Source organism: Kluyvera sp. CRP (genome assembly GCF_019930565.1).
Classification (GTDB): domain Bacteria; phylum Pseudomonadota; class Gammaproteobacteria; order Enterobacterales; family Enterobacteriaceae; genus Kluyvera; species Kluyvera georgiana_A.
This window is the reverse complement of the sequence record NZ_CP082841.1, coordinates 2,672,581-2,690,015: the sequence shown is the minus strand read 5'-3', so window position 1 is coordinate 2,690,015 and position 17,435 is coordinate 2,672,581. Positions and strand designations below refer to the sequence as shown.

The following is a 17,435-nucleotide window of genomic DNA, read 5'->3' as shown; positions in this document are numbered from 1 at the left end:
GCTCGCAGACATTTGGGTCAAAATGCCCTTTTACTTGCCAGGATACTCTTATGCAGGCTGAAATCCTTCTCACCCTCAAGCTCCAGCAGCGCCTGTTCGCCGATCCGCGCCGCATCTCGCTCCTCAAACAAATAGCACAGACCGGCTCCATCAGCCAGGGGGCCAAAAATGCGGGCATCAGCTATAAGAGCGCATGGGACGCCATTAATGAAATGAATCAACTTAGCGAGCACTCGTTAGTTGACCGTGCAACCGGCGGTAAAGGCGGCGGCGGCGCGGTTTTGACCCGCTATGGCCAGCGCCTGATTCAGCTTTACGATCTGCTGGCGCAGATTCAGCAGAAAGCCTTTGACGTACTGAGCGATGATGATGCGCTGCCTCTGGATAGCCTACTGGCTGCGATCTCCCGCTTCTCGCTGCAAACCAGCGCCCGCAACCAATGGTTTGGCACCGTCACTCGCCGCGACCACCAGCAGGTCCAGCAGCATGTTGATATTCTGCTCGCCGACGGTTCCACTCGCCTGAAGGTTGCCATTACCGCGCAAAGCGGCGAGCGCCTGGGGCTTGATGAAGGTAAAGAGGTGCTTGTGCTGCTGAAGGCGCCGTGGGTCAACGTCACTCGCGACCCGGCGGTGGCTGCCGAAGCCGATAACCAGCTGGCTTGTCGCATCAGCCATATCGAGCGCGGTACGGAGCAGTGCGAAGTGCTGATGACGCTGCCGGACGGGCAAAGCCTGTGCGCCACCTTACCTCTGAACGAGGCGCAAGCGCTGGAGGAAGGCGCTGACGTCACAGCATTCTTTAACGCCGATCGCATCATTATCGCCACGTTATGCTGATGGCATTGACATTGCGCTGAGGAAGACGTATCCCTGATGCATATTGCTGCAAAAAACGGGATACATCATGTCATCATTGCAAATTTCGCAAGGCACGTTTCGTCTTAGCGATACAAAAACGTTAAAAATTGAGCAACTGACGCTACGCGCCGGAGAAAGCTGGGCTTTTGTCGGCAGTAATGGCAGCGGTAAATCGGCGCTGGCACGCGCGCTGGCGGGTGAACTCCCCCTGCTTTCCGGTAGCCACGAGAGCCAGTTTGCCCGCATCACTCGTCTCTCCTTTGAGCAGCTACAAAAGCTGGTGAGCGATGAGTGGCAGCGCAATAATACCGACATGCTCAGCCCGGACGAAGAAGACACCGGGCGTACCGCCGCGCAAATTATTCAGGATGAAATCAAAAACCCCGCGCTCTGCGCACAGTTGGCCGCGCAGTTTGGCATCAGCCATCTGCTTGAGCGCCGTTTCAAATACCTGTCGACCGGTGAAACCCGCAAAACCCTGCTCTGCCAGGCGCTGATGGCACAGCCAGATCTGTTGATTCTCGATGAACCGTTCGATGGCCTCGACGTGAGCTCACGCCGCCAGCTGGCCGATCATCTGGCAACGCTGCACGACGCAGGCTATACGCTGGTGCTGGTGCTCAACCGCTTCGACGACATCCCGGATTTCGTGCCGTTTGCCGGTGTGCTGGCAGACTGTACGCTAACGGAAATCGGCGAGAAAAAAGCGCTGCTCGAACAGACGTTAATCGCCCAACTGGCGCACAGCGAAAAACTTTCAGGTATGACCCTTCCGGAACCTGACGCCCCTTCCGCCCGCCTCGCGTTACCCGACGACCAGCCGCGTATCGTGCTGCGCGACGGCGTTGTGTCCTATAACGATCGTCCGATCATCAATCACCTGAGCTGGACGGTCGCCCCCGGTGAACACTGGCAGGTCGTTGGCCCCAACGGCGCCGGAAAATCGACGCTGCTGAGCCTGGTCACCGGCGATCACCCGCAGGGTTATAGTAACGATCTCACGCTCTTTGGCCGCCGACGCGGCAGCGGTGAGACCATCTGGGATATCAAAAAGCATATCGGCTACGTCAGCAGCAGTCTGCATCTGGACTATCGCGTCAGCACCACGGTACGTAACGTGATTCTCTCCGGTTACTTTGACTCAATCGGTATCTATCAGGCGGTTTCCGATAAGCAGCACAAGCTGGTTGACGAATGGCTGGCAATCCTCGGTATGGATGCCCGTACCGCCGACGCGCCTTTCCACAGCCTCTCCTGGGGACAACAACGGCTGGCGCTGATTGTTCGCGCGCTGGTGAAACACCCTACGCTGCTGATCCTCGACGAACCGCTACAAGGGTTGGATCCGCTCAACCGTCTGGTAGTGCGTCGGTTTATCGACGTGCTGATTAGCGAAGGCAAAACGCAACTGCTGTTTGTCTCGCACCATGCGGAGGATGCGCCGGAGTGTATTACGCATCGTCTGGAGTTCGTCGCCGACGGTGACGGCTATCGTTATGAGGTTGGCCCACTGTAGGCAATACGACGTAGGCCGGAGGCGATAGAACTCCGGCTTTTTTCAGATTTTTATCAAAATATTCCGTTAACCCCTTTGATTTAAAATGCAAATATCAGAATTAATTACGTTGCGACAAGCAGTGTAAACGATTCCACTAATTTAGCCCATATCACACTTTTGGCTATTCTGTTATGCTAAGGTACTTCTATAAAATAAGCTTAACGGAGCTAAAAATGAAAGTATTGGTTACAGGTGGTAGCGGTTACATAGGAAGCCACACATGCGTACAACTGCTGCAACAGGGACATGACGTCGTTATCCTCGACAATCTGTGCAACAGCAAGCGCAGTGTACTGCCGGTCATCGCTCGCCTGGGCGGTAAGCAAGCAGAGTTCGTCGAAGGTGATATTCGTAACGAAGCGCTGATGACCGAGATCTTGCACGATCACGCCATTGAAGCGGTGATCCACTTTGCCGGGCTGAAAGCCGTAGGCGAGTCGGTACAGAAACCGCTGGAGTATTACGACAACAACGTCAACGGTACTCTACGCCTGATTGCCGCCATGCGCGCTGCAAATGTCAAAAACTTCATCTTTAGCTCCTCGGCCACCGTCTACGGCGATCAGCCGAAAATTCCTTACGTTGAAAGTTTCCCGACCGGTACCCCACAAAGTCCGTACGGCAAAAGCAAACTGATGGTTGAACAGATCCTCACCGACCTGCAAAAAGCGCAGCCGGACTGGAGCATTGCGCTGCTGCGCTACTTCAACCCGGTTGGCGCACATCAGTCTGGCGATATGGGTGAAGACCCGCAGGGTATTCCTAACAACCTGATGCCGTACATCGCGCAGGTGGCTGTAGGCCGCCGTGAATCGCTGGCCATTTTCGGTAACGACTACCCCACCCCAGACGGCACCGGCGTGCGCGACTACATCCACGTGATGGACCTCGCCGACGGCCACGTTGCCGCCATGGAAAAACTGGCCAACAAAGCCGGCGTGCATATTTATAACCTTGGTGCAGGCGTTGGCAGCAGCGTGCTTGATGTGGTTAACGCGTTCAGCAAAGCCTGCGGCAAACCGATTAACTATCACTTTGCTCCGCGTCGTGATGGCGATCTCCCGGCTTACTGGGCTGACGCAAGCAAAGCCGATAAAGAGTTGAACTGGCACGTAACCCGTAACCTTGATGAAATGGCGCAGGACACCTGGAACTGGCAGTCCCGTCATCCTCAGGGATATCCCGATTAAGGATTTTGCAATGACGCAATTTAACCCCGTCGACCATCCACATCGCCGTTTTAATCCGTTAACCGGCCAGTGGATCCTTGTCTCACCGCATCGTGCAAAGCGCCCCTGGCAGGGGGCGCAAGAGACACCGTCAAAACAGACGCTGCCCGCACACGATCCGGACTGCTTTTTATGCCCGGGTAATACCCGGGTGACGGGCGATAAAAACCCCGATTACACCAGCACCTATGTATTTACCAACGATTTCGCGGCGCTGATGACCGATACGCCGGACGCGCCGGAAAGCGACGATCCGCTGATGCGCTGCCAGAGCGCGCGCGGCACCAGTCGCGTTATCTGCTTCTCGCCGGACCACAGCAAAACGCTGCCGGAGTTGAGCCTCGACGCGCTGCAATCGGTGGTGAAAACCTGGCAGGAACAGACCGCAGAACTGGGCCAACAGTATCCGTGGGTTCAGGTATTTGAGAACAAAGGCGCGGCGATGGGGTGCTCCAACCCACACCCGCACGGACAGGTCTGGGCCAACAGCTTCCTGCCGAACGAAATTGAGCGTGAAGACCGCCTGATGCGCGAGTACTACCGCGAGCAGGGTTCTTCCATGCTGGTTGACTACGTTAACCGCGAGTTGGCCGATGGCAGCCGTACGGTCGTCGAAACCGAGCACTGGCTGGCGGTGGTCCCGTACTGGGCCGCCTGGCCGTTTGAAACGCTGCTGCTGCCAAAGGCACACGTGCTGCGCATCACCGACTTAACCGACGCGCAGAGTGAAGACCTGGCGCTGGCGCTAAAAAAACTCACCAGCCGCTACGACAACCTGTTCCAGTGCTCCTTCCCCTACTCTATGGGCTGGCACGGCGCGCCGTTCAACGGGGAAGATAACGCCCACTGGCAGCTGCACGCGCACTTCTACCCGCCGCTGCTGCGCTCGGCCACCGTGCGTAAATTTATGGTCGGGTACGAAATGCTGGCAGAGACCCAGCGTGACCTGACGGCAGAACAAGCGGCTGAGCGCCTGCGCGCGGTCAGCGACATCCACTTTCGCGAGTCCGGAGAATAATAATGAGTCTGAAAGAGAACACCCAAACCCTGTTTGCTGAAAAATTCGGCTACCCTGCCAGCCACGTGATCCAGGCACCGGGCCGCGTTAACCTGATTGGCGAGCATACCGACTATAACGACGGCTTCGTGCTGCCGTGCGCCATCGACTATCAAACCGTCATCAGTTGCTCACCGCGCGATGATCGTCTGGTACGCGTGATCGCCGCCGACTACGACAACCAGAGCGATGAGTTTTCCCTTGATGCGCCCATCGTCAGCCACGACACCCAACAGTGGTCGAACTACGTTCGCGGCGTAGTGAAACATCTGCAGAAGCGTAACAACGCCTTTGGCGGCGCGGATCTGGTGATCAGCGGCAACGTGCCACAGGGCGCGGGTTTAAGCTCATCGGCCTCGCTGGAAGTGGCGGTCGGCACCGTATTCCAGCAGCTCTATCATCTGCCGCTCGACGGCGCGCAGATTGCGCTGAACGGCCAGGAAGCGGAAAACCAGTTTGTAGGCTGCAACTGCGGCATTATGGACCAGCTGATCTCCGCGCTCGGTAAGAAAGACCACGCGCTGCTGATCGACTGCCGCACGCTGGGCACCAAAGCGGTCTCCATGCCGGAAGGCGTGGCGGTGGTGATTATCAACAGTAACTTCAAACGTACTCTGGTCGGCAGTGAGTACAACACCCGCCGCGAGCAGTGCGAAACCGGCGCACGCTTCTTCCAGCGCCCGGCGCTGCGCGATGTCACCGTTGACGAGTTCAACGCTGTCGCCCACGAGCTTGACCCTATCGTTGCCAAACGTGTCCGTCACGTGCTGACCGAAAACGCCCGTACCGTAGAAGCCGCCAGCGCGCTGGAGAAAGGCGACCTGCTGCGTATGGGCCAACTGATGGCAGAATCTCACGCGTCAATGCGCGACGACTTCGAAATCACCGTGCCGCAGATTGATACGCTGGTCGAGATCGTTAAAGCGACCATCGGCGACCAGGGCGGCGTACGCATGACCGGCGGCGGTTTCGGCGGCTGCATCGTAGCGCTGATCCCTGAAGCACTGGTCCCGGCGGTGAAACAGGCGGTTGCCGAGCAGTATGAAGCGAAAACCGGCATCAAAGAGACCTTCTACGTGTGCAAACCGTCACAAGGAGCTGGCCAGTGTTAAGAGAAACTCCCGCGCTGGCCGCCGACGGCCAGCCATATCGCCTGGTGACGCTACGTAATGCAAATGGTGTTGTCGTGAGCTTAATGGACTGGGGCGCCACGTTGCTGTCGGCGCGTATTCCGCTGAAAGATGGCAGCGTACGTGAAGCGCTACTGGGCTGCGCCTCGCCGGAGCAGTATAGCGAACAGGCGGCCTTCCTCGGCGCCTCCATTGGTCGCTACGCCAACCGTATCGCCAATAGCCGCTTTACGCTTGACGGCAAAACGGTTGATGTCGCGCCAAGCCAGGGCGAACATCAGTTGCATGGCGGCCCGGAAGGTTTCGACAAGCGCCGCTGGTCTATCGCGTCACAGAACGAAACCGAAGCGGTCTTTACGCTGACCTCACCCGACGGCGACCAGGGCTATCCGGGCGAGCTACAGGCCAAAGCTATCTATCGCCTGACCGATGATAACCGGATTTCCATCGAGTATCGCGCCACCGTCGATAAAGCCTGTCCGGTGAATCTCACTAACCATGTTTACTTTAACCTCGATGGTGAGCAGACCGACGTACGTAACCACACGCTACAGCTACTGGCTGATGACTATCTGCCAGTCGATGAGAACGGGATCCCTCATGATGGGCTGAAAGCGGTCGCCAATACCAGCTTCGATTTCCGTCAGCCGAAAGCCGTGGCGCAGGATTTCCTCAGCGACGACGATCAGCGGAAGGTTAACGGCTACGACCACGCATTCCTGCTGCAGGCCAAAGGCGACGCCACTCAGGTGGTTGCCAACGTCTGGTCGCAGGATAAAAAGCTGCAGATGGCCGTTTATACCTCGGCGCCGGCGATTCAGTTCTACTCGGGCAACTTCCTGAAGGGCACGCTTTCCCGTACCTCACAGCCGTACGATACGTGGCAGGGGCTGGCGCTGGAGAGCGAATTCCTACCTGATACGCCAAACCATCCCGAGTGGCCGCAGCCGGACTGCGTGTTGCAGCCGGGTGAAGAGTACGTCAGCCTGACGGAATATCAGTTTATCGCATTATCATGACCTGTTGGCCCGGGCGACAAACCGATGTAGCCCGGGCGCATGGTGTGATGTCAGACATCCCCCGCCCCTTCACCACGTCGATCTTTTAGGCATATCGCTGAAAATAGCATCACACCAAGACAAAATAATAACGCTGAGTTCACATGCACCTTACACTGGAGCACTATTTTCGCTATGGTTATGCATAAGCGTTGCCGCTGAGGCTATCACGGCAATATAATGAGAATTGTTATCATTCAATAAAGCTTGAGGAGTGAGAGTATGGCTGTAACTAAGCTGGTACTGGTTCGTCACGGTGAAAGTCAGTGGAACAACGAAAACCGTTTTACCGGTTGGTACGATGTTGATCTGTCCGAGAAAGGCGTCAGCGAAGCAAAAGCAGCGGGCAAACTGCTGAAAGAAGAAGGCTTCAGCTTCGACTTTGCTTATACCTCTGTGCTGAAACGTGCCATCCACACGCTGTGGAACGTACTGGATGAACTGGATCAGGCCTGGCTGCCGGTTGAAAAATCCTGGAAACTGAACGAGCGTCACTACGGTGCGCTGCAGGGTCTGAACAAAGCCGAAACCGCTGAGAAATACGGTGATGAGCAGGTTAAACAGTGGCGTCGCGGCTTCGCGGTGACCCCGCCGGAGCTGACCAAAGACGACGAGCGCTACCCGGGCCACGACCCGCGCTACGCCAAACTGACCGATAAAGAGCTGCCGACCACCGAGAGCCTGGCGCTGACCATCGAGCGCGTGGTGCCTTACTGGAACGAAACCATTCTGCCGCGTCTGAAAAGCGGTGAGCGTGTGATCATCGCCGCTCACGGTAACTCCCTGCGCGCGCTGGTGAAATACCTGGACAACATGGGCGAAGATGAAATCCTCGAGTTGAACATCCCAACTGGCGTGCCGCTGGTGTATGAGTTCGACGAGAACTTCAAGCCGATCAAACACTACTACCTGGGCAACGCAGACGAAATCGCCGCGAAAGCCGCTGCGGTGGCAAACCAGGGTAAAGCGAAGTAATTTTCCTCCCGGGTTAAACGAAAAAAGCGTGGAATATTCCACGCTTTTTTATTGCCGGATGACGGCATTGCCTTGTCCGGCCTACCGAGCGTCGCCCGGATGCGTTTTTTATCCGCGGCGCGCTTTTACCGCTTCCGCCAACTGGCGCAGAATCGTATCGGTATCTTCCCAGTTAATGCAGGCGTCGGTGATGCTCTTGCCATACACCAGCGGCTCGCCGCTGTCCGGATTCTGATTGCCTTCCACCAGATGACTTTCGATCATCACGCCCATAATAGCTTTCTCGCCGTTGGCAATCTGCTGGCAGACGTCTGCGCCCACTTCCATCTGTTTTTTGTACTGCTTAGAGGAGTTAGCATGGCTGAAGTCGATCATGATTTGTGCCGGCAGCCCCGCTTTCGCCAGGCCGTCCTTCACCGCCGCCACGTGGGAAGCGCTGTAGTTTGGCTCTTTACCGCCGCGCAGGATGATATGGCAATCGCCATTACCGCTGGTGTTCACGATGGCGGAATGCCCCCACTTGGTCACCGACAGGAAGCAGTGCGGCGCGCCAGCGGCGTTAATCGCATCAATGGCCACTTTAATGGTGCCATCGGTGCCATTTTTAAAACCAACCGGACAAGAAAGACCGGAAGCCAGCTCGCGATGCACCTGAGATTCGGTAGTACGCGCGCCGATGGCGCCCCAGCTCATCAGGTCAGCCAGATACTGCGGGGTGATCATATCCAGGAACTCGCCCGCGGCCGGTAGACCGGTGTCGTTAATGTCCAGCAGCAGCTTACGCGCAATGCGCAGGCCATCGTTGATCTGGAAGCTGTTATCCATATGCGGGTCGTTGATCAGCCCTTTCCAACCCACGGTGGTGCGCGGCTTTTCAAAATAGACGCGCATGACGATTTCCAGCTCGCCCTTCAGCTCTTCACGAATTTTCAGCAGGCGCTGAGCATACTCTTTCGCCGCGACGGGATCGTGGATAGAACACGGACCGATCACCACCAACAGACGATCGTCCGCCCCTTTCAGGATCTGATGGATCGCTTTACGCGCATGAGATACGGTATTCGCGGCGTTTTCGGTAGCGGGGAATTTCTCAAGGAGTGCGACTGGCGGTAATAACTCGTTGATCTCTTTAATGCGTAAATCGTCGTTCTGATAATTCATGACTGTTCCAGTGTTGCCATACTTATACAATTGAGTGCAATCCCTCCAATCTATATCGCAACTCAAAAAGTGTAAACTGACTTTTACACTTTAGCCGGATAATGACTAAAAAAACCCTACAAAATAGAATTTAATAGCAAATACCCGGCTAATAACCGCAAACAAGCAAGATATAACACCAACAATAAGATGAAAAACAATATAATTCATATTCACCAGGCGGTGAATGTACTATTTTAATCCATCATTCGACGTCATCTATTTCTGTGCGCAAAAAGCAAAGATCTGCAATGATGTCAGATAGTCACATTCAACATACGAAAGGAATAGCGTCATGGCGCACAGGCAGGATTCACATTCTCACGCCACGCAGGATGATAGTAATGCCCGTCGTTTACTGCTGGCGTTCGGCGTTACCGCCGGATTCATGGTCGTGGAAGCGATTGGCGGGTTGATTTCCGGTTCATTGGCGTTATTAGCCGATGCAGGGCACATGCTGACCGACTCCGCCGCCCTGCTGTTTGCCCTGCTGGCAGTCAACTTTGCTCGTCGGCCACCGAGCACACGCCACACCTTCGGTTGGCTGCGTCTCACTACCCTCGCCGCCTTCGTGAACGCCATCGCGCTGCTGTTTATTATCATTTTGATCGTCTGGGAGGCGGTGCAACGTTTCAATCACCCCCAGCCTGTGGCTGGCGTGACCATGATGGTGATTGCCGTCGCCGGGCTGTTGGCAAATGTGCTGGCGTTCTGGATCCTGCATCGTGGTAGCGAGGAAAAAAATCTCAACGTACGTGCCGCCGCGCTGCACGTCATGGGCGATCTCCTCGGCTCGGTTGGCGCGATTATTGCCGCATTGGTGATCATGATCACCGGCTGGACGCCTATCGACCCGATTCTCTCAGTGCTGGTGTCCTGCCTGGTGCTGCGCAGCGCATGGTCGCTGCTGAAAGAGAGCGTTAACGAACTGCTGGAAGGTGCACCACAGTCTATTGACGTGGCGGCGTTGAAGCGCAATATGCGTCGCTCACTGCCGGAGGTCCGCGACGTGCACCACGTCCACGTCTGGCTGGTAGGCGAAAAACCGCTAATGACCCTGCATGTGCAGGTTGTCCCACCGCACGACCACGACGCGCTGCTCGACCGTATTCATCACTTCCTCGAGGAGCACTATCAGATTGAGCACGCGACGGTGCAGATGGAGTATCAGCCCTGTAGCGGCCCGGAATGCCACCTTAATGAGGTGCATACCGGACACGGGCATCATCACCATCACTAATGAGATAGCGCGCGAGAGCCACGCTCACGCGCGCTATTCATCCACATCCGGCTACCGTTAAGAGCGATAAACGTCAGGATCAGGTATTCCAGCGCCATCGCGTACACGCCCTGAAGCGTAAAGATAGCCACGCTGATAACGTTAATAATCACCCACAGCAGCCAGTTTTCGACGTATTTACGGGTCATCAGCACCATGGCGGCAATCGATAACACCATCATCGACGAATCCCAGAATGGAAACGCATCCGGCTGCAGCGTCGGCATTACCACATTCATACCAAGCCCCTGCATGACGTTAACGGCAACCCGTGTCAGCACGGCAAATACCGGGTCGATATAAAAGGTCATCAGCGCAATCGCAACCACGCAGGCCGCCAGCCAGGACAGCGCCTTAGGCAGCGGCAGCCAGCGAATTTGCAGCTCGGCTTCATTCTGGCTGGTTTGCCGCGACCAGGCGTACCAGCCGTAGAGGTTGGCAGCGAAGAAGAAAAGCTGTAACAACAGGCTGGCGTACAGCTGGATCTGGAAAAAGATAATCGCAAACAGCGTGACGTTAATCAGACCAAACAGGTAGTTAACGATCTTCTCAAGGCTGGCCAGCCAGATACAAAGCAGACCGGCAATGGTGCCTACGGCCTCAATCCACGACAGATCGTAACCGCCCGCCCCAAGCGGGATATGCACCAGAATGTTTTGCGTGCTAAAAAAATCCATTTCAACTCCAGCGTGTTAGACAGGTTATCCTCGTAGTGTAGCCGCAAAATCCAACATGCGGTTCAACGGAATGAGCGCATCCTTGCGAAGTGATTCGTCAACATGAATTTCATGCGCCGCGCCGCCGTTCTCGAGGCTCTCCGCAATGGCCTTCAGGCCGTTCATTGCCATCCACGGGCAGTGGGCGCAGGTACGGCAGGTGGCGCCTTCCCCAGCGGTTGGCGCCTCAAACAGCTCTTTATCCGGCACCGCCTGCTGCATTTTGTAGAAGATTCCGCGGTCAGTTGCCACAATGAGCTGCTGGTGCGGCAGATTTTTGGCGGCGTTGATCAGCTGGCTGGTTGAACCTACGGCATCAGCCATATCGACAATCGCCTGCGGCGACTCCGGGTGCACCAGCACCGCCGCCTGCGGATACAGCGCTTTCATGCGGCTCAGCGCCTGCGTTTTGAACTCATCATGGACGATACACGCGCCCTGCCAGCAGAGCACATCGGCACCGGTTTGCTTTTGTACGTAGCGGCCCAGGTGACGATCCGGCGCCCAGATAATTTTTTCGCCCAGACTATCAAGGTGTTCAATCAGTTCAACGGCGATGCTGGAGGTGACCACCCAGTCGGCGCGTGCTTTTACCGCCGCGGAGGTATTGGCATAGACCACGACGGTGCGATCCGGATGCGCATCGCAGAAGGCATTGAACTCTTCAATTGGGCAACCGAGATCCAGCGAGCATTCCGCATTGAGCGTCGGCATCAGAATGGTTTTTTCCGGGCTGAGGATTTTCGCCGTCTCGCCCATAAAGCGCACACCGGCCACCAGCAGCGTAGAAGCCGGATGCTTCGCACCAAAGCGCGCCATCTCCAGTGAATCCGAAATACAGCCGCCGGTTTCTTCTGCCAGCTGTTGAATTTCCGGATCGGTGTAGTAGTGCGCCACCATGACGGCATTGCGCTCTTTGAGCAACCGCTTGATTTTCTCGCGATAAAATTGCTTTTCATCGTCGTTCAACGGCGTTGGTTTCGGCGGGAACGGGTAAATCGCTGCTTCAGGATCGAACATCACGCTCATCATGCTTCTCGTTTTACTGGCTTAACGAAATACGCGGTTTAAGGTGTAGATTCACCATTACCACGGAAATATGTTTTATATGCTAAACAAGATAGCCGATTGCAAAGGAAATGTCGTGGTGAATTTTTGATAGCCATATAGGCGAGAGGATACAAATGTAAGATAGCAAAAAGGCGCCTTTAGGGCGCCTTTTTACACTGGTGGGTCGTGCAGGATTCGAACCTGCGACCAATTGATTAAAAGTCAACTGCTCTACCAACTGAGCTAACGACCCCTTGGATAAGGGTTACTGCTTTAATCATTCAGGATGGTGGGTCGTGCAGGATTCGAACCTGCGACCAATTGATTAAAAGTCAACTGCTCTACCAACTGAGCTAACGACCCATACGGGTGCCGCCTGAAAGATTTTTACTCGGAACCATCTAAAGCTAAAAGATGGTGGGTCGTGCAGGATGACTCGGCTTCGCCTCGCCCTTCGGGCCGTTGCTGAAGCAACGTTATCCTTCACGCTTAACATCTGAGTTTGATGTTAAATTGGTGGGTCGTGCAGGATTCGAACCTGCGACCAATTGATTAAAAGTCAACTGCTCTACCAACTGAGCTAACGACCCGAGTGGTGGGTGATGACGGGATCGAACCGCCGACCCCCTCCTTGTAAGGGAGGTGCTCTCCCAGCTGAGCTAATCACCCGAAACTGCGCTGGATACAACTGATACTACTGCCACCGAACCCACCTGAAAAAGATGGTGGGTCGTGCAGGATGACTCGCTTCGCTCGCCCTTCGGGCCGTTGCTGAAGCAACGTTATCCTTCACGCTTAACATCGTAGTTCGATGTTAAATTGGTGGGTCGTGCAGGATTCGAACCTGCGACCAATTGATTAAAAGTCAACTGCTCTACCAACTGAGCTAACGACCCGGTGGTGGGTGATGACGGGATCGAACCGCCGACCCCCTCCTTGTAAGGGAGGTGCTCTCCCAGCTGAGCTAATCACCCGATACTACGCTGGATACTACTTTAAGTGGTGGGTCGTGCAGGATTCGAACCTGCGACCAATTGATTAAAAGTCAACTGCTCTACCAACTGAGCTAACGACCCACTTTTTTCGCCACTTTCAGGATGGTTGATATCCCTTGGCAACGGCGGCATATATTACTGAATTCAGAATTCTGCGCAACAAAAATTTCGACAAAGATCACTTAACTGCTTATGTTTCATGCGGCAAGACCAGAAATAACACGATTTCTGGTCTTACTTCACGCATCACAGCCCGCTAAGACGTTTTTGCGCCTGCTTCGCACCGTCGGTACCTGGGTATTTGCTGACAACCTGCTGATATACCGCTTTCGCTTTTGCGGTATCGCCTTTGTCCTGCATGATCACCCCGACCTTAAACATCGCATCCGCCGCCTTAGGCGACTTCGGGTAGTTTTTCACCACCGACGCAAAGTAGTACGCCGCATCATCTTTTTTACCCTTGTTGTAATTCAGCTGACCCAGCCAGTAGTTGGCATTGGGCTGATAGGTAGAATCAGGGTATTTTTTGATGAAATTCTGAAACGCCACAATCGCATCATCCTGGCGAGAACTGTCCTTCACCAGCGCGATCGCCGCGTTGTAATCGGTATTCGCATCGCCCGTTTGCGCCGGAACGCCAGACGAAGCGGTATTTCCGCCCGCTGGCGCTGACGTCGCCGCTGCCGCATTGCTTTGGTCACCCGAAGCTGGCTGCGCCGGTGTCGCACCGCTGCCGCCGTTCAGGCTATCAATTTGCAGCATGATCTGCTTTTGACGATCCATCACCTGATTCAGCTGGTACTGACTTTCCTGGATCTGTCCACGGAGGGCATCAATATCAGACTGGTTATCGGAGAGTTGTTGCTGGAGTTGGGTCAAAAGTTGACTGTGAGCATTGGAAATACGCTCGAGTTGAGTGACGCGGTCTTCGACCGAGCCTGAGCCGACACTACTGATTGGCGCCTGAGCAAAAGCGGCCCAGGGGGCCGCTATGCCAACCAGTAACGACAGACTCATTAAATGATGTCTGAAGTTACTGCTCATGCAATTCTCTTAGTAAACCAGTACGGCACGACGGTTTTTGGAGTAAGCCGCTTCGTCGTGACCCAGTACTGCAGGTTTTTCTTTACCGTAAGAAACGATGGAGATCTGGTCAGCAGAAACGCCTTTACCCTGCAGGTACATTTTAACAGCGTTAGCACGACGTTCACCCAGGGAGATGTTGTACTCCGGAGTACCACGTTCGTCCGCGTGACCTTCTACGGTGACTTTGTAAGACGGGTTGCTACGCAGGAAGTTAGCGTGCGCATCCAGCATTGCAGCGAAGTCAGAACGGATATCGTACTTGTCGAGATCGAAGTAAACGATGTTGTTCTGCTGCAGCTGCTGCATCTGAAGACGCGCTTGCTCTTCAGAAGACATATTGCCGCTACCGTTCGCATCCATACCAGTGCCGGCACCGTTCAGCATGCCTTCGCTGCCGTCATTGCTGGCGTTCTTGTTGGAAGAACATGCCGCGATTGCCATTACAGGCAGAGCAATCAACAGCCCTTTCAGCACTTTGTTCAGTTGCATTTCAATGATTCCTTTACTAATCAATTAATTATTATCACAGATACGGCGACCAGGCAGGGAATTTAACCTGTCCATCAGTTGCCGGAAGACGCGCTTTGAAACGCCCATCTGTAGAAACCAAATTCAGCACGGATCCCATCCCCTGAGAAGAGCTGTAGATTACCATAGTGCCGTTAGGTGCCAGACTTGGCGTTTCGTCTAAAAACGTTGATGACAGAACCTGTACACCACCCGCTTCCAGATCTTGCTTAGCAATGTGCTGCTGACCGTTGGCCGAGCTAACCATTACCATAAACTTGCCGTCGCTGCTGACGTCAGCATCCTGGTTCTGCGAACCTTCCCAGGTAATACGCTGCGGAGCACCGCCGTTAACATTCACTTTATACACCTGCGGACGACCGGCCTGGTCAGAGGTGAAGGCCAGGTTCTGACTGTCCGGGAACCAGGTTGGTTCAGTGTTGTTGCTGCGACCGTTGGTCACCTGACGAATCTGGCCGGAGCCAAGGTCCATCACGTAAAGGTTCAGGCTACCGGTTTTCGACAGGGCGAACGCCAGTTTAGAACCGTCCGGCGAGAATGCCGGCGCACCGTTGTGCTGCGGGAACGACGCAATCTGACGCACCGCGCCGTTTGCCAGCGTCTGCACGACCAGCGCTGAACGACCGCTTTCGAAGGTCACATAGGCCAGTTTAGAGCCGTCCGGAGACCATGCCGGAGACATCAGCGGCTGCGGAGAACGGTGGACCACAAACTGGTTGTAGCCATCGTAGTCAGAAACGCGCAGTTCATACGGGAACTGGCCGCCGTTGGTCTGCACCACATAGGCGATACGGGTACGGAACGCGCCTTTAATGCTGGTCAGTTTCTCGAACACTTCGTCACTGGCAGTATGGCCCGCGTAACGCAGCCACTGCTTGTTCACCTTATAGGTGTTCTGTGCCAGAACGGTACCTGGCGCACCGCCGGTATCGACCAGCTGATAGGAAACGTTATAGCTACCGTCGGCGTTCGGGCTAACCTGACCGACAACCACGGCATCAATACCCAGCGCAGACCATGCGGCCGGCTGAACTTCCTGCGCGCTGCCCGGCTGCTGCGGCAGACGAGAGCGGTCTAATGGGTTGAATTTCCCGCTGTTACGCAGGTCGGCGCCAACAATGCCGCCGATATCTTCAGGCGCGGCACCCGGCCCGGCCCACTGGAACGGAACGACGCCAATCGGACGCGCCGAGTCCACCCCTTGGGTGATCTCGATACGTACTTCTGCGTGCAGCACCGCTGCCCACAGCATCAGAAAACCAAATGCTACTCGTAATGCCTGCTTCATCATTTCTCCCTTATCCAGGCGGAAAGCCCACGATAATTTAGCAGAATGTTAACAAACTAAAATACACAAAACTACCAAAACCCTGCGACGATCCCGCCTTTATTTTTCGCGTACTGCGGCGAAAAATAATCTTTATGGCTTGAAGTCCAGCGGCGCATTTTTAAAGGTCTGCCAGACCGCTTGCGACGGCGGTTTCGGGAACTTGGTCATTCGGTTAGTTGCCGCCAGCATCTGCTGACAGAACGCCGCATCACCACCCTCCTGCTTCACGCTCAGCACCGTACCATCTTCTGCCAGGTTCACGCGCAGCGTACAGGTCTTCCCTTTATAGGTATCCCAGTCGTACAGGTGACCTTTAATCGCCGCCTGAACCTGCGCAATATAGGACGCAATTTCAGCCTGCGATGCCCCACCCTGCCCAGCTTTGTTACCTTTAGCAGGAGAAGAGCCACCGGCGCTACCGCTGGTGCTGCCTTTCGGCGCATTCTTACCGGAGCTTAAGTCGCCTAACAGATCGTCAACGCCAGAAGCGGCGGCTGCTTTTTCCGCGGCGGCCTTTTTGGCAGCGGCGGCTTTTTCCGCAGCAGCTTTCTTGTCTGCTGCCGCTTTAGCCGCTGCTGCTGCCTTATCGGCAGCCGCTTTTTCCGCAGCGGCGGCAGCTTTCTCTGCGGCTGCTTTTTCAGCAGCAGCGGCCTTCTCGGCGGCGGCTTTTTCTGCGGCAGCCTTTTTCGCGGCTTCCGCAGCGGCTTTCTTCTCCGCATCGGCAGCAGCTTTCGCAGCGGCCGCTTCAGCAACTTTCTTCGCATCAGCTGCGGCTTTAGCAGCCTCGGCTTCCGCTTTCTTCTGCGCGTCAGCGGCGGCTTTCTTCGCCGCTTCCGCAGCCGCTTTCGCCTGCGCATCGGCTTTTGCTTTCGCATCCGCAGCGGCTTTCACTGCCGCTTCCGCGGCCGCTTTCGCCTGCGCGTCGGCTTTCGCTTTGGCATCAGCGGCGGCTTTGGCTGCCGCTTCTTCCGCCTGTTTTTGCTGTTCCTGGGCTTGCTTCGCCGCTTCCAGGGCCTGTAAACGCTCTTTTTCCAGCGCTTTTAAACGTTCCTGTTCGGCTGCCTGTTTCTCTCGCAGCTCTTCAGCCTGTTGCTGGGCCTGTTTCTCACGCTGCTCTTGCGCGCGTTTCGAACTGGCCTGCTGCTGCTGTTGACGATTATAGTTGTCGACGACCGCACCCGGATCGACCATGACTGCGTCGATGGACGAACCGCCGCCACCGCCAGCCGCAGCGTCTAAATGCTCATCGAACGAACTCCAGATCAGCGCTGCAAACAAAATCACGTGCAGCACTGCTGAAATAATTATCGCTCGTTTAAGCTTGTCGTTTTGTTCGGTTGCCTTTGACACTCTCGGTTCCCAAAAACTGTTCCCCCGTTACTCT

At 55.4% G+C, this 17,435-nt stretch carries 15 protein-coding genes and 7 tRNA genes; 8 read left to right on the top strand and 14 right to left on the bottom strand.

Translation table 11 applies throughout. The annotated features are described in order from the left end of the window. Positions 1–50 precede the first annotated feature (50 nt). From modE to gpmA, 7 genes are all read left to right on the top strand, one after another. Entirely contained in the window at positions 51–839 is a 789-nt protein-coding gene (gene modE / locus K7B04_RS12645; RefSeq protein ID WP_163449195.1) for a molybdenum-dependent transcriptional regulator, read from the top strand. Between the two features lie 67 nt (positions 840–906). Next, the gene (gene modF, locus K7B04_RS12640) at positions 907–2,376 is read left to right on the top strand and encodes a molybdate ABC transporter ATP-binding protein ModF (RefSeq protein ID WP_223802185.1); all 1,470 of its coding nucleotides are present in this window, start codon (positions 907–909) and stop codon (positions 2,374–2,376) included. 215 nt (positions 2,377–2,591) lie between these two features. Next, positions 2,592–3,608: a UDP-glucose 4-epimerase GalE gene (gene galE, locus K7B04_RS12635; RefSeq protein ID WP_163449193.1), complete on the top strand. Its 1,017-nt coding sequence runs from the start codon at positions 2,592–2,594 to the stop codon at positions 3,606–3,608. 10 nt (positions 3,609–3,618) lie between these two features. After that, entirely contained in the window at positions 3,619–4,665 is a 1,047-nt protein-coding gene (galT, locus tag K7B04_RS12630) for a galactose-1-phosphate uridylyltransferase (RefSeq protein ID WP_065355550.1), read from the top strand. Positions 4,666–4,667: 2 nt separating this feature from the next. Then, a complete protein-coding gene (gene galK / locus K7B04_RS12625; protein WP_163449191.1) occupies positions 4,668–5,816 on the top strand; it encodes a galactokinase in 1,149 nt (382 codons plus the stop codon). Further along, entirely contained in the window at positions 5,810–6,853 is a 1,044-nt protein-coding gene (gene galM / locus K7B04_RS12620; RefSeq protein ID WP_163449190.1) for a galactose-1-epimerase, read from the top strand. The genes galK and galM overlap by 7 nt, the downstream gene beginning before the upstream one ends. Positions 6,854–7,114: 261 nt before the next feature. After that, positions 7,115–7,867 (top strand): 2,3-diphosphoglycerate-dependent phosphoglycerate mutase, encoded by a 753-nt coding sequence (gene gpmA, locus K7B04_RS12615; protein WP_065355548.1) that lies wholly within the window; start codon positions 7,115–7,117, stop codon positions 7,865–7,867. A 108-nt stretch (positions 7,868–7,975) separates the two neighbouring features. Here gpmA and aroG read toward each other — a convergent pair whose 3' ends face one another. Then, a complete protein-coding gene (gene aroG, locus K7B04_RS12610; protein WP_163449188.1) occupies positions 7,976–9,028 on the bottom strand; it encodes a 3-deoxy-7-phosphoheptulonate synthase AroG in 1,053 nt (350 codons plus the stop codon). A gap of 334 nt (positions 9,029–9,362) precedes the next feature. Between aroG and zitB the strand changes: the two genes are divergently transcribed. Then, the gene (gene zitB, locus K7B04_RS12605) at positions 9,363–10,307 is read left to right on the top strand and encodes a CDF family zinc transporter ZitB (protein ID WP_163449187.1); all 945 of its coding nucleotides are present in this window, start codon (positions 9,363–9,365) and stop codon (positions 10,305–10,307) included. On the opposite strand, the gene pnuC is transcribed toward zitB, so the two are convergent. The 13 genes from pnuC to tolA all read right to left on the bottom strand — a co-directional run bounded on the left by pnuC (position 10,304) and on the right by tolA (position 17,401). Continuing rightward, the gene (pnuC, locus tag K7B04_RS12600; RefSeq protein WP_223802184.1) at positions 10,304–11,023 is read right to left on the bottom strand and encodes a nicotinamide riboside transporter PnuC; all 720 of its coding nucleotides are present in this window, start codon (positions 11,021–11,023) and stop codon (positions 10,304–10,306) included. The genes zitB and pnuC overlap by 4 nt on opposite strands. Positions 11,024–11,047: 24 nt before the next feature. Then, entirely contained in the window at positions 11,048–12,091 is a 1,044-nt protein-coding gene (gene nadA / locus K7B04_RS12595) for a quinolinate synthase NadA (protein ID WP_223804161.1), read from the bottom strand. Between the two features lie 198 nt (positions 12,092–12,289). Then, positions 12,290–12,365 (bottom strand) — tRNA-Lys (locus K7B04_RS12590). 34 nt (positions 12,366–12,399) lie between these two features. After that, positions 12,400–12,475 (bottom strand) — tRNA-Lys (locus tag K7B04_RS12585). A gap of 151 nt (positions 12,476–12,626) precedes the next feature. After that, positions 12,627–12,702, bottom strand: a tRNA-Lys gene (locus K7B04_RS12580). A gap of 3 nt (positions 12,703–12,705) precedes the next feature. Continuing rightward, positions 12,706–12,781: transfer RNA gene (locus K7B04_RS12575), tRNA-Val, on the bottom strand. A 151-nt stretch (positions 12,782–12,932) separates the two neighbouring features. Further along, positions 12,933–13,008 (bottom strand) — tRNA-Lys (locus K7B04_RS12570). A gap of 2 nt (positions 13,009–13,010) precedes the next feature. Then, positions 13,011–13,086, bottom strand: a tRNA-Val gene (locus K7B04_RS12565). Between the two features lie 26 nt (positions 13,087–13,112). Beyond that, a tRNA-Lys gene (locus tag K7B04_RS12560) sits at positions 13,113–13,188 on the bottom strand. Between the two features lie 165 nt (positions 13,189–13,353). Beyond that, entirely contained in the window at positions 13,354–14,151 is a 798-nt protein-coding gene (gene cpoB / locus K7B04_RS12555) for a cell division protein CpoB (RefSeq protein WP_163449185.1), read from the bottom strand. 9 nt (positions 14,152–14,160) lie between these two features. Next, positions 14,161–14,682 carry a peptidoglycan-associated lipoprotein Pal gene (gene pal, locus K7B04_RS12550; RefSeq protein ID WP_064548357.1) on the bottom strand — a complete coding sequence of 174 codons (522 nt, stop codon included), beginning with the start codon at positions 14,680–14,682 and terminating at the stop codon, positions 14,161–14,163. A gap of 34 nt (positions 14,683–14,716) precedes the next feature. Further along, a complete protein-coding gene (gene tolB / locus K7B04_RS12545; RefSeq protein ID WP_064548356.1) occupies positions 14,717–16,009 on the bottom strand; it encodes a Tol-Pal system beta propeller repeat protein TolB in 1,293 nt (430 codons plus the stop codon). 132 nt (positions 16,010–16,141) lie between these two features. Continuing rightward, positions 16,142–17,401: a cell envelope integrity protein TolA gene (tolA, locus tag K7B04_RS12540; protein ID WP_223802183.1), complete on the bottom strand. Its 1,260-nt coding sequence runs from the start codon at positions 17,399–17,401 to the stop codon at positions 16,142–16,144. Between the last annotated feature and the right edge of the window lie 34 nt (positions 17,402–17,435).

Coding starts and splice junctions, on each gene's coding strand:
- modE (WP_163449195.1), top strand. CDS start 51: ATGCAGGCTGAAATCCTTCTCACCCTCAAGCTCCAGCAGCGCCTGTTC.
- modF (WP_223802185.1), top strand. CDS start 907: ATGTCATCATTGCAAATTTCGCAAGGCACGTTTCGTCTTAGCGATACA.
- galE (WP_163449193.1), top strand. CDS start 2,592: ATGAAAGTATTGGTTACAGGTGGTAGCGGTTACATAGGAAGCCACACA.
- galT (WP_065355550.1), top strand. CDS start 3,619: ATGACGCAATTTAACCCCGTCGACCATCCACATCGCCGTTTTAATCCG.
- galK (WP_163449191.1), top strand. CDS start 4,668: ATGAGTCTGAAAGAGAACACCCAAACCCTGTTTGCTGAAAAATTCGGC.
- gpmA (WP_065355548.1), top strand. CDS start 7,115: ATGGCTGTAACTAAGCTGGTACTGGTTCGTCACGGTGAAAGTCAGTGG.
- aroG (WP_163449188.1), bottom strand. CDS start 9,028: ATGAATTATCAGAACGACGATTTACGCATTAAAGAGATCAACGAGTTA.
- zitB (WP_163449187.1), top strand. CDS start 9,363: ATGGCGCACAGGCAGGATTCACATTCTCACGCCACGCAGGATGATAGT.
- pnuC (WP_223802184.1), bottom strand. CDS start 11,023: ATGGATTTTTTTAGCACGCAAAACATTCTGGTGCATATCCCGCTTGGG.
- nadA (WP_223804161.1), bottom strand. CDS start 12,091: ATGAGCGTGATGTTCGATCCTGAAGCAGCGATTTACCCGTTCCCGCCG.
- cpoB (WP_163449185.1), bottom strand. CDS start 14,151: ATGAGCAGTAACTTCAGACATCATTTAATGAGTCTGTCGTTACTGGTT.
- pal (WP_064548357.1), bottom strand. CDS start 14,682: ATGCAACTGAACAAAGTGCTGAAAGGGCTGTTGATTGCTCTGCCTGTA.
- tolB (WP_064548356.1), bottom strand. CDS start 16,009: ATGAAGCAGGCATTACGAGTAGCATTTGGTTTTCTGATGCTGTGGGCA.